Raw genomic sequence first — 14,181 nt, forward strand, 5'->3', positions numbered from 1 at the left:
GCTTACGCCCTCCCTTCCTGCTGCTTGCAATAGGCGGTATCCGAGCATTGGTAAATCGTCTGTCCGGACGCCTCATCCTGCACTTCGTCAAGGAACGTATGCGTGCTGCCGCAGCGGCGACATGCCGCGTCGTGGAACGATTCCACGCCGAACGGATAATCGTCGAATTGCAGCGGTACGACCCGCGTATACGGAGGAATCGCGTACACCTTTTTCTCCCGTCCTGCTCCGAAAAGCGTCAGGTGCTCGCTCATATGCAGCTTCTCGGTATCCCAACGCGGGATCGGGCTAGGCGCCATGATGTAGCGGTCATGCACCATCACGGGGTAATCCGCGCCAAGCGTAATGTCGCCCCACTTCACAATGCTCTCGTACAAAGTCAGCCACATCGCGCTGTAATCCATCTCCGCATGGCGGATTCGGGTCAGCTCCTCGCTCCGCTCGACCTTGCGCAGCGGCTCCGGCTGCGGCACCTGCAGCACGAGCACTTGATGCCGGGTCAGCCGCTCCTCGGGGATGCGGTGGCGCGACTGAATGATCGACGCTTCCGCCGTCGCTTCGGTCGTCGGGATGCCGCTCGTCGCCTCCACGAGCCGGCGGATGCTGACCGCGTTCACGCTGTCGTCGTTGCCCTGGTCGATCACCTTGAGGCAGTCCTCCCGGCCGAGCAGCGACAGCGTAAGCTGCAAGCCGCCCGTCCCCCAGCCGCGGCCGATCGGCATCTCGCGGGAAGCGAAGGCGACTTGGTAACCCGGGATCGCGACTGCTTTCAGCGACTTGCGGCGAATTTCGCGTTTCGAGCCTTCATCGAGAAAGGCAAAGTTATAGTCAGCCGATTGGAAGCTTCTCCGGCTCGGCATGTTTTCCACTTGCTGCATGCGGCTCACCCTCCTCCTTGGACATCGATTGGGTCTTCCGATCGGCGTTCTCCTGCTGCCGGCCCTTCACTTTGCGGATTTGATCCAACGAGGATTGGAACGTAATGTAGTGCGGCAGCTTCAGGTGGGACACAAAGCCGCTCGACTCGACGGAATCGATATGCGTCAGCACGAATTCTTCATCTTGCGCAGGCGCCGTGCCTGCCGTCTCCAGGCTGCGCTCGAGAATCGCCATCGAAATGCCCTTCAGCTCGTTTTGTCCGAAACAAAGCCCGTAGCCCAGCAAAAATTGTACTTCTCCCGACGCGGTGTCCTGCTTGAACGAATTGATCGTTTCGACTTCGGTCAGCATAATTTCGCCGATATAGACGCTTTCTTGCTCTTCTTCCGATCCGCCGTACGGGTATGGAATGCTGACGGCGGAATAGCCGACCCGCAGCTCGCCGATCGTCGGATGCACGATGCCGTAGCCGCGCATGCTGCTGTACGCCAGCGCCGTCATCGCCCCGGTCTCGCCGCGGGCGAGCGATTGCAGCCGGGCCGCGCGCGTCGAAGGCTTCGTGAGTTTCTGCCGCGTGATGTCGAACGGCTCCTCATCCGCAGCCGAACCCGACTTCACGGCCATCAACCCTTGCTCACGCAGCAAATCGGCGACCTTGCGCAGCGTCAAGCTTTGCGGCTCCCACTGCAGCTCGGCGCTGCGATCCGCCATGTATTCCTCTACGAACGCCGCCAAATCCCGATCATCTTCGGTACGGAGCGAGAAGTTCAGCATGCGGTGGGTGTAGTCATAGGTCGGGCCGAGAATTTGGCCGCCGGGTACGTCGCGGAACGACGACGAGATGCGGCGGATAACCCGCATTTCGCCCGGCTCGACCGTCAGCGAATAATGATTGCGCGGCAGCGTCGAGCGGTAAGCCCGCAGCAGAAAGGCGGCCTCAGCGGGATCGCCTTCGGCCTGCTTCAAGGCGATCGCCGCATACTCCGGCGCGTACAAGCCGCCTTCGCCCATGACGCGGTCGATCAGAAACCGCAGTTGCTTCTCAATCAGGCTAATGTCGATGCTATGTTCTGAGCCTTGCAAGCGGTACAGGTGATTCAGTCGATTCGCTTCCGCGATCGCTTCCTGTCCGCCCGTAACGGCAACGTATGCCATGTCAGCCACACACTCCTTTCACAACCGACGTTCTGGGCAAGGCGACCACTTTCCCATCCGTCGTGAACAGCACCATATCGACGCCCATCGGATATTCCGCATTGACGCGGGCACGCTCCTCGAGCCATACAGCCGACAGCCCCTTCACGCACAGGCAGCGCTCGTCGAACACTCCGGGGCCACTGATCATCCAGCAGTCCAGGCCGCTGCCGCGATCGCAGTCTGACTCGCAGCAGCCGCTGCCGGACGATGCTCCTGCCTCTGCTCCTGCCTCTGCCTCTGCTTCCGTTTCTACTTCCTCTCCCCCCGCCGACGCCAGTTCCTCCACCAGCACGAACAGCGTGGCGCCGTCCTCCGGTCGAATGAGCGACCCCCGCTTTACAGCGCCCATCAGCTGGCGGATCCGTTCCTCGCTTTCGCTCCCGCTGACGAAGAGGTACTCGGCCTGCGAGACGGATTGGATCCGGCTGAACATTTGGCGGCGAATGTGCTCCTCCAGCTCCGCCTTGCCCGGCCCCAGCTTCAGCTCAACCGCGAAGCCCACTTCCCCGTCGAGCAAAGTCCACGCCAGACACGCGATCATGGCAGGCAGCGGCGAGTCGGCCGGCAGCTTCGACGACGCCTTCTCCAGGCTGCTGATCTCCCCGGGACGGGACATCGCCTCCAGCAGCTGGCGGTAAATAAACTGCGTATCATGAACCCGATCGAATGTCGGCAGCTCTTTAACGTTTGGCATTGTATTCCTCCATCGTGTCGAAGTTCACCTTCGTGTTCAGCGACTGCGTATAGACGCGGCGATGAACGGCGGCAATGCGCTGCTCTTCCGCCAGCAGCTCCGCATACCAAGCTTCCGATTCCGGCAGCTTCGCCTGAAAAGCCCCGTCCACGACGGCCAGCTGATAAGCCCGCTCCGGCTCTTCCCCCATCAGCACGCCGAAGCCGTACACGCCGCCGATCGAGATTGTGCATTCGGTCACCAGCACCTCGCCGAGATAAAAAGGCTTTTGCGACACGGAATCGTTCGCCTTCGTCATCACGAGGCTTTTCTCCGGCGGTCTGACTTCCTCCACCTCGTAGCGCTCTTCAATCTGCCTGCACAGCCGCTCCAGCAAAGCGCGGTCCCCCTCGATCAGAATGCGGGAAATTTGCCATTTCTTCATCGTTGTCAGGCCCTCCTTCGGATTTTGGACTTCAACCGGTTGCTGAAAAACTCGACGCTGAACACCATGAGAAAAATAAGGATGCCCACGAACCCGACCGTGTCGAACTCATACGCGCGCATCGCATTCGATATTTCCCAGCCGATCCCCCCGGCCCCCACCGCACCGAGAATGACGGATTCGCCAATATCAATTTCCAGCCGGAAGACGCTCCACGCCAGAAAAGAAGTGATCACGTTCGGCAGCACGCCTTGCGCCATAATCTGAATCCAGCTCGCCCCGGTCGCCCGCATCGCCTCGAGTGCGCCTTCCTCCACCTCCTCGATCGATTGCGAGAACACCTTCACAAGCATGCCGACGGCATGGACCGCGATGGCCAGAATGCCCGGGAACGGACCAAGCCCGACTGCCACGATGAACACCAGCGCCCACACAAGCGTCGGCACCGCGCGCAGGAACGAGGCGAAGCCCTTGATCAGCCAGGAAAGCCTAGGCGACACATTGCGTGCGGCCAGAAACGAAAGCACGAAGGCGATCGCCACCGACAGCACCGTTCCGACAAGCGCCACCTGCAGGGTGACGAGCCCCGAGGCCAGAATACCTTTCCAATCGGACCAATTTGGTGGAAACATTTTGGCGAAAGACCCGATAAATTTCAACGTGCCTTGATAAATGCGGTAATAATCGAAATTCAGCTGAATGAGGCAGAAGACGAAAAACAACGCGCCGAACGCGGCCGCTCCGACGAGCACCGGGTCCTTCCTCGGCTTCGGCGGAAAACCGCTGCTGATCGGCTGCCCGCCGCGTCCCGCCAGCTTGCCCGCGGTCTGGGTCCATTCCGAGCTCATAGAATTCGCTCCCTAATTTTACTTGTCGTCCATTCCGTGACGAAGATGATGACGATGACCATCAGGATCGCCAGGCTCACTTCCTTGTATTGGAACAGCTTGATCCCTTTCTGGATCGCAAAGCCGAGTCCGCCGCCGCCGACCATCCCGATAATCGTGGACGCCCGGATGTTCAGCTCCAGCTTGTACAGCGACCAGCCGATGAAACCCGGCATAAATTGCGGCATGACTGCCTGGCCAAGCACTTGCATCGTAGAGGCTCCGGTCGCGCGGATCGCCTCCACCTGCTTCATGTCGATCTCCTCCAGTACTTCCGCATAGGCGCGGGTTAACGTCCCGATCGAGGTGATGATGAGCGCCATACAGCCAACCGTTGTACCGAGGCCGTAGGCGAAGACGAGCAGGATCGCCCAGATCAGCGTCGGGATGTTGCGCATGACGGAGCAGAACGCCCGAACGGCGACCTGCACCAGTCGATGCGGCGAAGTCGTGCCGGCCGCCAGGAAGGCTAGCAGCATGGACAGGAAAGCACCCACCACCATCGCCACGAAGCTGATGTAGATCGTATCCAGGGCCGGGCCGATGAGATTGCCGATCGTTGTGAAATCCGGAGGGAGGAAATCGAACAAGATGAAGCGAACGATCTCGCTCCCTCCTTCCGACAGAGCGCCGATGGAGAAGTTCGTCTCGACGGCCGACCATACAGTTAGAGCCAGTATGCAGGCGGCTATGGTCCACGCTTGCAGCTTCTTGCGCTGCTGCAGCTCCTTCAACCGATCTTCCATTGCTTTTCGCAGCTCCTCGTCACTCTATTTCTGATAAATGTGCTGAATGGCTTGCTCGGTCAATTGCTCCGGCTTCCCGTCGAACGCGACGCTGCCTTTGTGGATGCCGATGATGCGGGTAGCGTATTTCTTGGCCACTTCGACCTGATGCAGGTTCACGACGCAGGTGATGCCATCTTCCCGGCAAATCGTGTACAAGTGGCTCATGATCGTCTCCGATGTGACCGGGTCCAGGCTGGCGATCGGTTCATCGGCGAGGATTAGCTGGGGCTGCTGCGACAGCGCCCGTGCGATACCGACCCGCTGCTGCTGTCCGCCGCTTAGCTCGTCGGCACGCTTGTAGATTTGCTGGTCCAGGCCGAGCCGGTGGAGAATCCGTTTCGCTTCCTCGATGTCCTTTTTGGCAAACAGACCGAGCGTTCCCGTCACGGCATTCATATACCCGAGCCGACCGTGCAGCACGTTGCGCAGCACCGACACCCGTTCGATCAGGTTGAAGCTTTGGAAAATCATCCCGACCTCACGACGCAGCCGCCGCACTTGCCGCTGGTTCGCCCGGGTGGCGTCCATGCTGTTGAAGAGGACCGTGCCGTCCGAAGGCTGGACAAGTCGGTTGATGCAGCGCAGCAGTGTGCTCTTGCCCGCGCCGCTCGAGCCGATGATGACGACGAATTCGCCGCGGTTCACTTGGAGATTGACGTCTTTTAGTGCGGTCGTGCCGTCGCTGTACACTTTTTTCAAGTTGCGAATTTCGAGTAATGCCGCCATGTGCCGCCCTCCCGCTCTCATTACTTATTTCAGCATTTGCTCCGGAGTCATGTTGAGCGCTTTCGCCGTATCCCGCACGATTTGGTAGTCTTTGTCCTCAATCGGGAAAAAGCGCTGCGTCCCGTTGGCGAAAAATCCGGCCTCGACTCCGCTGTGATTGTGGTACTCGAACATGAACGCCTTGACCTTCTCCACCAGTTCGGCCGGCAAGTCTTTGCGGTACGCGTATGGGCTTGTAGGAATCGGGTCGGATGTAGCTAAGATACGATAATCGGATGCTTTCACGAGACCGGCGTCGACGACCTTCTTGATGCATGTGTCGCACACGCCCGCTCCGTCCGCCGCTTTGTTAGCGATGGCCAGAATCGACTTGTCGTGGCCGCCGGAGAACGAGACGTTGGAGAAAAACGATTCGATCGCTTCATTCTTCACACCTAGCTTGTTGATGAACATGGCGCGCGGGAACAAGTGGCCGGATGTGGAAGCCGGGTCGGCGAACAGGAATGTTTTGCCCTTCAGATCGGCCATCGTCTGCGCCTTGGAGTCGGTCGGGACGACAATCATGCTATGGTAGAAGGCGGCTTCCTTGCTCGTAGCCTTGACGGCGAACGGAACTGCGCCGCTGCGCTCGGAGGCAATGATGTAAGCAAAAGGACCGAACGATGCGATGTCGATCTTCTTCGTGCGCATCGCTTCAATAACAGCGGTGTAGTCATCGCCTACGAACAGCTCGGTCTTGATGCCGAGGGCGGCGCCGAGGTCTTGCACGAATTTCTTGTTGCCGCGGGACAGTTTTCCTTCCTCCTCACCGGGCAGGACACCGATGCGGAGCACGTCCGGCATTTCGGACTTCGTGGCCTTTGCAGTCGGTTGAGCGCCGTTTACTTGCTGGCCGTCTTGGTTGGATTTCTCGCCGCATGCCGCCGCCGCGATGAGGATGAGCAAAGCGGCTAGGATGAGGGGCAGTCTCTGCTTGCGCTTCAAGGATTCCAATAAACGTTTCACGAACATGTTCGATTCCCTCCAGGAACGGTTAGATATGATTCGGTTCAAATTGGATCGATACCCGGCACAAGTCGCCGCGGTATTTGGCCGATGTGTACTCGACCAGTTGATGGTCGTCGTCGCGCATTAAGCTTTCGATATGCAGCAGGTTCGTGTTGGCGGAAATGTGCAGGTGGCTCGCTTCCATCGCCGTGGGGTACGTGGCTTGGAACGTCGACCAGATGCGGTGGAGCTTGACGCCGTACATTTGCTCAAGCATCGCGTAGAGCGAGCCGAGCGCCGCCGTATGCTGCAGCAAGCCGGGGAAACGCTTGACGGGCAGCCAAGTGACGTTCCAAGTAAGCGGCACGCTGTCGGCGAAGCGAAGAATTTCGAGCCGGTACACTTCCTCGTCCGTGCTGAGTTGGAGCGCCTTGGCTACCGTTTCCGGAGCGGGCAGCTGCTCTTGGCGGAGCAGCTTCGCCAGCGGGGTGCAGCCGAGGTGGGCGATGACGTTCGAGTAGCGGGTGCTGGGCGTGATTGTATATTGAATGTCAAGCGGTTTCTCGCATACAAAATGACCTTTGCCTTGGTTGGAACGGATGACGCCGGTGTGCAGCAAAATGTTCAGCGCTTGGCGGATCGTGTAGCGGTTTTCCCGGAATCGGCCGCAAAGCTGGGCTTCTGACGGCAGCCGGTCGTCCAGGCGGTACATGCCTTCTTCGATTTCGGATTGAATGATATCGGCGATTTCCAGATAACGGGGAGTGGCGCGCCTCGATGTGGACTCCCGTATCATGTTTGGGTTCACCTCCGTTCCTCGTTTCGTCCTTGCCACAACCGTAACTTGTCGACATCAGCGCAGTGTTATCCTTATATAGAAATCGTGTAAATATAATTGGAAATGTTCTAGATTGCGAGAGGCGGTAGATAGAGGCGATTACAGTACTGGCGGGGGTGTAGGAGGTGCGGAAGTGCGAGGGCATGGGGGTTGGAAAAGACTCGTTCTGCTACAAATCGTCGCTCGTGCTGGTGGGGGTTGGTGGAGAGTTGTTACTCGAAACGGACTCATTGTGCTGAGATCGGCGCTCGGACGGGAAGTTGTTACTCAAGTAGACCAAATATATCCCTACTTAGTCCGCTGCCAACCGCTCTACCCACCAAATGGAACAAATATTCCCCTACTTCGCCCGCCAGCGCCTGCTTTCTCCACCAAGTAGACCAAATTTCCCTCACCTACCCCACCTAACCCGCCGCCAACCGCTCCACCCTCTTCCGTCCTCTACGATATGAACCTAAGTTCACTGTTCGGGAAGCTGGCTTCGCGGACTATGGACTTAGGTTCATAGTTGAGCGAGATCAGCGCCTGCTAACGAAATTCGGTTCATAAGAAGTGAACTTAGGTTCATGGAGTTAGGCCACACCCTCCTGCTCTACGCCAAAAAATGCTCCTCTCCCGGAAATAGATTCGATTTCATGCCAAGGACCTGCAGCGAATATCTGAGTACCAAAGTAAACAGATAAGGAAGCAAATTTCGCAAAGTGGACTCCATCTGGAGCATCTGAGTACCAAAGTAAACAAAACGCGAAGCCGGCTTCGCGTTTTGTTTACTTGAGTACTCAGCTTGCCCTTAGAAGACGGAAGATGCGAAATAAGGTAAACAGATGGAGTACTTAGGTACTCAGCCCTTCCCGTACCGCGCCAAAAACGCCTCCACATCGTTCAACTGCTCGAACCTGGCTTCCAGCTCCTCCCGCGACCAGTCCCACCAGGCGACGTCCAGCAAACAGCGCGCCGTCTCCGGATCGAACCGCTCCCGTATCCGCTTTGCCGGCACACCGGCCACAATCGTGTAAGGCGCGACATCCTTGGTCACGACCGCCCCCGACCCGACCACCGCGCCGGTCCCGATCGTCACTCCCGGCATAACCGTCACGCCGTGGCCGATCCACACATCGTGCCCGATCATAACCTTGTGCGACCGCCGCCAGTCGAAAAACTCAGCGTCATCCGCCTCGGCGAACCCATATGACACCCGGCGGTAAGTCGAATGATGCTGGGTCACGCGCCACATCGGATGGTTGCCCGGGTTGATGCACACATGGGACGCAATCGAGCAAAATTTGCCAATCTCCGCGTAATTAATCTGCACTTGGTCGACGCAATAGCTGTAGTCGCCGAACTCCACTTCGTTCAGCCGGCTCCCGGCCCCGATCGCCGTCCATTCGCCGACATAGCTCTTGTGCAGCGAGGCCGTCTCGTGAATCGTCGGTTCGACCGACAGACGTTTCCCCTGATGCGTCTTATTAAAATAAGTCATCGCCATCCTCGTCGTCTCCTCTCACACTTAACAAGTCGACTCCAGTATAACTTGGCGATATGTAGCGCCTTTTAAGCTCGCTTAAAGGTTGTGTAAACGAATGAACGCCGCCACCCACTTCTACCAAACAACCATTTGAGGTAAACTGTTGGAAAGACAAAGGTTGGGGGGGGGGATTCAATGGGACGATTTTGGGATGCGAGCAGTCCGGCCCTATTTACCGCTTTTTCCGTCTCCCACTATATAGTGCTGGTCTTGACGGTGTTGCTGCTGTTCGCCATGTACCGGCTCCGGTTCTGGTTGAAGGAAGGCCGTCGAGCGGCTCTGGGCCGTTACATCCTGGCGGCTATCTTAGCGATCTGTGAAATCACCCTGAACATCTGGTTCGTGACCGAGGACGTATTCAGCCTGAAATCGACACTCCCGCTGGAGCTATGCAGCATTTCTCTGCTGTTGTGCATTTTCATGCTGCTCTTTCGAAATCGGCTGGTCTTCCAAATTGTGTACTTCACCGGGATTGGCGGCGCCATGCAAGCGCTCCTGACCCCCGTCCTGTATTATGCGTTTCCCCACTATTTGTTCTTGGAGTTTTTCATCGCCCATATCGCCATCATCGCCGCCGTCTTGTACATGGTCTGGGTGGAAGGGTTCCGTCCAACGCTCAAGTCGATCGGGATTACGATGCTGTTCCTGAACGTGATGCTCGTTATCGTCTGGAGCGTCAACCATTGGACCGGCGGAAACTACATGTTCGTCGCCCGCAAACCGGAGACCGCGTCGCTGCTTGATCTTCTCGGGCCCTATCCGTGGTATTTGCTCTCCATGGAAGCGGTCGCCATCGTGGTGTTCGGACTTCTCTATTTGCCGTTTGCACGCCGACACCGCCCCACCTCTCAGAAGCAAAAAGGGACGTGAAGAGCCTCCGCTCTACTCGTCCCCTTCTATGTAATGCTCCCGGCAGAACGACTCGACCAGCGCCGCCTCGTCCTCTTCCAGCTCGAAATCGATGTAATGGTTCGTGCTTCTATCCAAAAACTCGTATTTCGCCACACCCTGCCGCGCCTCCTCCACGCGATACACGACACGCAGATTCAACCCATTTTCCGAGTAAAGCTCGTCTTCCTCATCCACCTCTAGCTCTAGAATAAACTCATAGCGGCTGCCGGCCAAAATCCCGAACGGGTCCTTCACGCGCTCAACCGTATACTCCGTAATGGAAAACATCGAATCCACCGACCTCATCTTCCGTCAACAAAATTAAGAACGAATCCATTATAACGGAGCGATCGCAAAAAGGGAAAAGCACACCTCGGAAACCGCCTTCATACCGAATGGTTCTTTATCGCTCTACAGGAAACATATGTATGTGGGGATGGAGCATCCCTTGGAAGGAGTCTTGACCATGAGTCAGAAGCAACGGACTTGCCGCTCGCAGCGTTCCTCCCGCACATATGCCGGCAGGCAAGGGTTCGATTATGCAGAGGCGATCTCGGCGGAGACCGTCGGGTCGGAAGGAATTTGTATGCATCTATTGACCTTACCGCCACTTATTCGAGCAAAAGCATATCTGCACGAGCATCACGAGACCGCCCTCTACATCATGGAAGGCCGAGCGGGCATGTGGTATGGCGACCATCTGGATCAGCACACGGAAGCAGAGGAAGGCGGCTTTCTGTATATCCCGGCGGGCATGCCGCACCTCCCTTACAACCCCAGCGCCTCCGAACCATGCGCCGCCCTGCTCGCCCGTACCGATCCGAACGGGCAGGAAAGCGTCGTCCTGCTGCCAGAGCCGGAAGCGCTATGGGACGCACGCCTCCGCAGAGATGAAGCGAAAGCCGTAAGCGGTCGATCTCGCCCCTCCGCTAACAGTAGCCAGTTGTAGCCAACCGCAGCCAGCCACAACAAAGCTACCTACACAACCACAGCCAGCCTCAGCTACCTGCAAGCGATCGCTGCCTTCCGCAGCTTCATACGCTCCTAGTCACTCCGCATCGTTGGATCAAACCGCGTCCCTTACACCTGCTGCACCTGGATCAAATTCGTCGCCCCGGTCCGGCCGATCGGCACACCCGCGGTAATGACCACATAATCGCCCTTCTCAACAAGGCCGGTCTTCACGCTTTGGTCCAGCACCGTGCGGAACATCGCGTCCATCGATTCGCGCACCGTGCCGAGCACGGGATACACGCCCCACACCAGAGCCAGACGGCTCAGCACGTTCTCGTCCGCCGTGATGGCGACGATCGGCGCGTCCGGCCGATGTTTGGACACCATACGCGCCGTGAAGCCGGTCTCCGTCGGCGTCAGGATCGCCTTCGCAAGCAGCGTGCGCGACGCATCGACGGCCGAGCGGCTGATCACATCGGTCACTGAATCGCCTCCGGCCGACGCCGTCGTCCGCCGTCCCGCTACGCCACCGCCGCCGCTCTCCGAAGCGAGCATCGACTCCGCCTTCATCGCGATCGTCGCCATCGTGCGCACCGACTCGACCGGATAACGACCGGCAGCCGTCTCGCCGGACAGCATGATCGCATCCGTCCCCTCGAGGACGGAGTTCGCCACATCGCTCGCTTCCGCCCGCGTCGGACGAGGGTTCACTTGCATCGAGTCGAGCATGTGCGTGGCGACGATAACCGGCTTGCCGGCCACGTTGCACCGCTCGATCATCCGCTTCTGAATGAGCGGCACGTCCTCCACCGGAATCTCGACGCCCAAATCCCCGCGCGCTACCATAATGCCGTCGGACGCCTCGAGGATGGCATCCAGATTTTCGACCCCTTCCATATTCTCGATCTTGGAAATAATCTGCACATGCCCCGCGCCATGCTCCTCCAGCAGATGCCGCACCTGCAGCACATCGTTCGCGCTCCGCACGAAGGACATGGCGATCATGTCGACACGCTGCTCCACGCCGAAAGCGATATGGCGAATGTCTCGCTCTGTCACACCAGGCAGCGTCGTTTTTACGCCCGGCAGGTTGACGCCCTTGCGCGGTTTGATCGTCCCTCCGTTCAGGATGCGGCAGTGCACCTCCGTCTCCTCGACGTTTTCCACATGCAGCTCGATTAGTCCGTCGTCGATCAGAATCCGGTTGCCCGGTCGGATCACCTTCGGCAGCTCGTTATAGTTCACCGGCAGTCGCTCGGCATCGCCCAGCACCTCGTCGGTCGTCAGCGTCAGCGCGTCCCCGGTTTTCAGCGAATACGATGCTTCCTTCAGTTTGCCGATGCGGATTTCCGGCCCCTTGATATCCATCAAGATCGGCACCACAACTCCGCTCTCCTTAGCCGCCTGACGCACGCGATTCATCCGTCCCTCGTGATCCTCCAGCTCTCCGTGCGCCATATTGATCCGGGCTACATTCATGCCGCAAGCGATCATCTCCTTCAGTGTCTCCACTTGATCGCAAGCCGGTCCCATCGTACATACCATTTTCGTTTTGCGCAGCTTCATGCTTGTCCGTCCTCTTTCCGTTGTAAAATGAATGGTTCTATTGTAATGCGGATCGGTTTGCGCGAAAATGAACTATAGTATGGTTAGTGCATTATAGTATGCTAACCGTCAGAGAAGAGGAATCGTTATGCTGCGGCTCACGGAGTTTCGCAATGACCAGGGGATGGAGTGGTTTGAAGAGTCGCACAGGCATGCCGTCGAGGCGGGTGTGAGCTTAGGAACAAGTGCGGGTGCGGGCGGCGGACGGTATGCGCTTGTACTGGTAAGCTACGGCAAATGCGTCTATTGGATTGATCAGGAGAAAGTCATTTTGGAAAAAGGCGATTTGCTGCTTCTTCCACCGACGGCCGGCTTTTATGGCAAAAGCATCCCGACCATTATGCACGAGAAGTATGTGCTGGCGTTCGAGGTGTCCGACCCGGAGCGGCTGGGGCTCCCACTTGTGCTGCGTCGGTTTTGGCTGAAGAGCAAGTCGGGTTTGTACGAATATATGCTGGATCGCGTGCGGCGGGGATATACGGAGTGGGAGGAGCGGGAGCGGTATGCGGATGTGCGGGCGGCATCGATCGTGCTGGAGCTGCTGGCGCTGTGGAATCGGGAGCTGGACGAGCAACGGGTGGAGTCCGAGGTGTATCGGCATGCAGAGCGGATGAAGAGCTACATTCAGGAGCGGTATCGGGAAAAAATTACGAAGGACGAGCTGGGGGACTGGATTTCGCGAAGCCCGAACTATGCCGCCGCGATTTTCCGCCAAGCAACAGGGCAGACGATCAGCGAATTCGTCCATGCCGTTCGGATGAAACGGGCGGTGTATTTGTTGCGCGACTCCTTGCTCACGGTGGCCGAAATCGCCGAATGGCTAGGCTACAAGGATGTGTCGTATTTCCAGCGCACCTTCAAGCGGCTGATGGGAGCTACGCCTTCCTTCTACATGAAAGAAAGGCGCTCTGGTCCTTAATCGGCTTGGGCAAATCGCCTAAACGTTCACCAAATTCAATTCCTCCGGCGAGCAAAGACCCTCTTCCAGCGCCTCGCGGCGAATGGCCAAATACAGCTCCGCCTTGACGGCGTTGTAATACGGCATCACGAACAGCACGCCTACGACACAAGCTAAAGTACCGAGCAAATACCAGCCGATAAACGACAAATCCAATACGAAAATACGCAGCTTGTGGCCCCGCGTCATCCGATTGCTCAGCTCAACCGCACGTTTCCGCCCGATCGTCGGATTGTCCGCCAACAAATAAGGCACCATGCTGTACGCATAGGCTTTCACGATACCCGGAATCACCAACAGCAAAAACCAGAGGAAATTGAGCAGCTTCGCCCATAACATGGAGACGACGGCGGCCATATAGCGCCCTTTGCCGAATCCGAATCCGAGCTCGTTCATGTTGGCATCGCCTTCGGCCGATCGGATGAAATATTTGCGCACGCCAACCGTGAACGGAGACGTTACGAAAATATGAAACGCCAGCATAAACAGCCCGACTACGATGGCGACCACGATGCCTATGAGGAGGATCATTCCCCATATTCCGTCATCCATCCCCCCGATTTCCGTCCGAATCGAGCTTCCTCTACTTCCGCCGCTCACTTGGGACGAGCAGCTCGGAAGTCCGCCGGTTATGAACGCCAGCAGCAGGCTCACCAGAAATCCTTTCCAATACGACGTTCTTAAGCTTTGCTTCGCCCGGTACTTCAGCTCTTGCCTAGTCCAAGTCCCCATTCAAACCCCTCCATCAACTTGTCTACTACATTCCTATTCGGTTGCAGTCCATATTCTACCATGGAAATGTAGGGAAGGGATGGTATGATAAAAATA

16 protein-coding genes are annotated in these 14,181 nt (G+C 57.7%); 3 read left to right on the forward strand and 13 right to left on the reverse strand.

The window, feature by feature from the left end; translation table 11 throughout:
* Positions 1-2: 2 nt before the first annotated feature.
* From PKO02S_RS00665 to PKO02S_RS00710, 10 genes are all read right to left on the reverse strand, one after another.
* Entirely contained in the window at positions 3-878 is an 876-nt protein-coding gene (locus PKO02S_RS00665; RefSeq protein ID WP_246066773.1) for an alpha-D-ribose 1-methylphosphonate 5-phosphate C-P-lyase PhnJ, read from the reverse strand.
* A complete protein-coding gene (locus tag PKO02S_RS00670; protein WP_127578972.1) occupies positions 829-2,034 on the reverse strand; it encodes a carbon-phosphorus lyase complex subunit PhnI in 1,206 nt (401 codons plus the stop codon). The genes PKO02S_RS00665 and PKO02S_RS00670 overlap by 50 nt, the downstream gene beginning before the upstream one ends.
* A gap of 1 nt (position 2,035) precedes the next feature.
* The gene (gene phnH, locus PKO02S_RS00675) at positions 2,036-2,770 is read right to left on the reverse strand and encodes a phosphonate C-P lyase system protein PhnH (RefSeq protein ID WP_127578974.1); all 735 of its coding nucleotides are present in this window, start codon (positions 2,768-2,770) and stop codon (positions 2,036-2,038) included.
* A complete protein-coding gene (phnG, locus tag PKO02S_RS00680) occupies positions 2,757-3,194 on the reverse strand; it encodes a phosphonate C-P lyase system protein PhnG (protein ID WP_127578976.1) in 438 nt (145 codons plus the stop codon). The genes phnH and phnG overlap by 14 nt, the downstream gene beginning before the upstream one ends.
* Before the next feature lie 5 nt (positions 3,195-3,199).
* On the reverse strand, positions 3,200-4,042 hold the full coding sequence (gene phnE / locus PKO02S_RS00685) for a phosphonate ABC transporter, permease protein PhnE (RefSeq protein ID WP_127578978.1): 843 nt from the start codon (positions 4,040-4,042) through the stop codon (positions 3,200-3,202).
* Positions 4,039-4,827, reverse strand: coding sequence for a phosphonate ABC transporter, permease protein PhnE (phnE, locus tag PKO02S_RS00690; RefSeq protein WP_127578980.1), 789 nt, complete (start codon positions 4,825-4,827; stop codon positions 4,039-4,041). Before phnE (PKO02S_RS00690) ends, phnE (PKO02S_RS00685) begins: the two co-directional genes overlap by 4 nt.
* A gap of 24 nt (positions 4,828-4,851) precedes the next feature.
* Entirely contained in the window at positions 4,852-5,595 is a 744-nt protein-coding gene (phnC, locus tag PKO02S_RS00695) for a phosphonate ABC transporter ATP-binding protein (RefSeq protein ID WP_127578982.1), read from the reverse strand.
* Positions 5,596-5,619: 24 nt separating this feature from the next.
* A complete protein-coding gene (locus PKO02S_RS00700) occupies positions 5,620-6,606 on the reverse strand; it encodes a phosphate/phosphite/phosphonate ABC transporter substrate-binding protein (protein ID WP_246066774.1) in 987 nt (328 codons plus the stop codon).
* 22 nt (positions 6,607-6,628) lie between these two features.
* Positions 6,629-7,378 carry a phosphonate metabolism transcriptional regulator PhnF gene (gene phnF / locus PKO02S_RS00705; protein WP_127578984.1) on the reverse strand — a complete coding sequence of 250 codons (750 nt, stop codon included), beginning with the start codon at positions 7,376-7,378 and terminating at the stop codon, positions 6,629-6,631.
* Positions 7,379-8,261: 883 nt separating this feature from the next.
* The gene (locus tag PKO02S_RS00710; RefSeq protein WP_307720002.1) at positions 8,262-8,906 is read right to left on the reverse strand and encodes a DapH/DapD/GlmU-related protein; all 645 of its coding nucleotides are present in this window, start codon (positions 8,904-8,906) and stop codon (positions 8,262-8,264) included.
* Positions 8,907-9,080: 174 nt separating this feature from the next.
* Between PKO02S_RS00710 and PKO02S_RS00715 the strand changes: the two genes are divergently transcribed.
* Entirely contained in the window at positions 9,081-9,815 is a 735-nt protein-coding gene (locus tag PKO02S_RS00715; RefSeq protein ID WP_127578986.1) for a YwaF family protein, read from the forward strand.
* 12 nt (positions 9,816-9,827) lie between these two features.
* Here PKO02S_RS00715 and PKO02S_RS00720 read toward each other — a convergent pair whose 3' ends face one another.
* Positions 9,828-10,124: a DUF6509 family protein gene (locus tag PKO02S_RS00720; RefSeq protein ID WP_127579133.1), complete on the reverse strand. Its 297-nt coding sequence runs from the start codon at positions 10,122-10,124 to the stop codon at positions 9,828-9,830.
* Positions 10,125-10,302: 178 nt separating this feature from the next.
* Here PKO02S_RS00720 and PKO02S_RS00725 point away from each other — a divergent pair, with 178 nt between their 5' ends.
* On the forward strand, positions 10,303-10,785 hold the full coding sequence (locus tag PKO02S_RS00725; protein ID WP_127578988.1) for a cupin domain-containing protein: 483 nt from the start codon (positions 10,303-10,305) through the stop codon (positions 10,783-10,785).
* Positions 10,786-10,916: 131 nt separating this feature from the next.
* Here PKO02S_RS00725 and pyk read toward each other — a convergent pair whose 3' ends face one another.
* Positions 10,917-12,350, reverse strand: coding sequence for a pyruvate kinase (gene pyk / locus PKO02S_RS00730; RefSeq protein WP_127579135.1), 1,434 nt, complete (start codon positions 12,348-12,350; stop codon positions 10,917-10,919).
* A gap of 133 nt (positions 12,351-12,483) precedes the next feature.
* Here pyk and PKO02S_RS00735 point away from each other — a divergent pair, with 133 nt between their 5' ends.
* The gene (locus tag PKO02S_RS00735) at positions 12,484-13,314 is read left to right on the forward strand and encodes a helix-turn-helix domain-containing protein (RefSeq protein ID WP_127578990.1); all 831 of its coding nucleotides are present in this window, start codon (positions 12,484-12,486) and stop codon (positions 13,312-13,314) included.
* Positions 13,315-13,332: 18 nt separating this feature from the next.
* On the opposite strand, the gene PKO02S_RS00740 is transcribed toward PKO02S_RS00735, so the two are convergent.
* On the reverse strand, positions 13,333-14,085 hold the full coding sequence (locus PKO02S_RS00740) for a DUF975 family protein (RefSeq protein ID WP_127578992.1): 753 nt from the start codon (positions 14,083-14,085) through the stop codon (positions 13,333-13,335).
* Between the last annotated feature and the right edge of the window lie 96 nt (positions 14,086-14,181).

It is taken from the genome of Paenibacillus koleovorans NBRC 103111 (genome assembly GCF_004000845.1).
Classification (GTDB): Bacteria; Bacillota; Bacilli; order Paenibacillales; family NBRC-103111; genus Paenibacillus_AA; species Paenibacillus_AA koleovorans.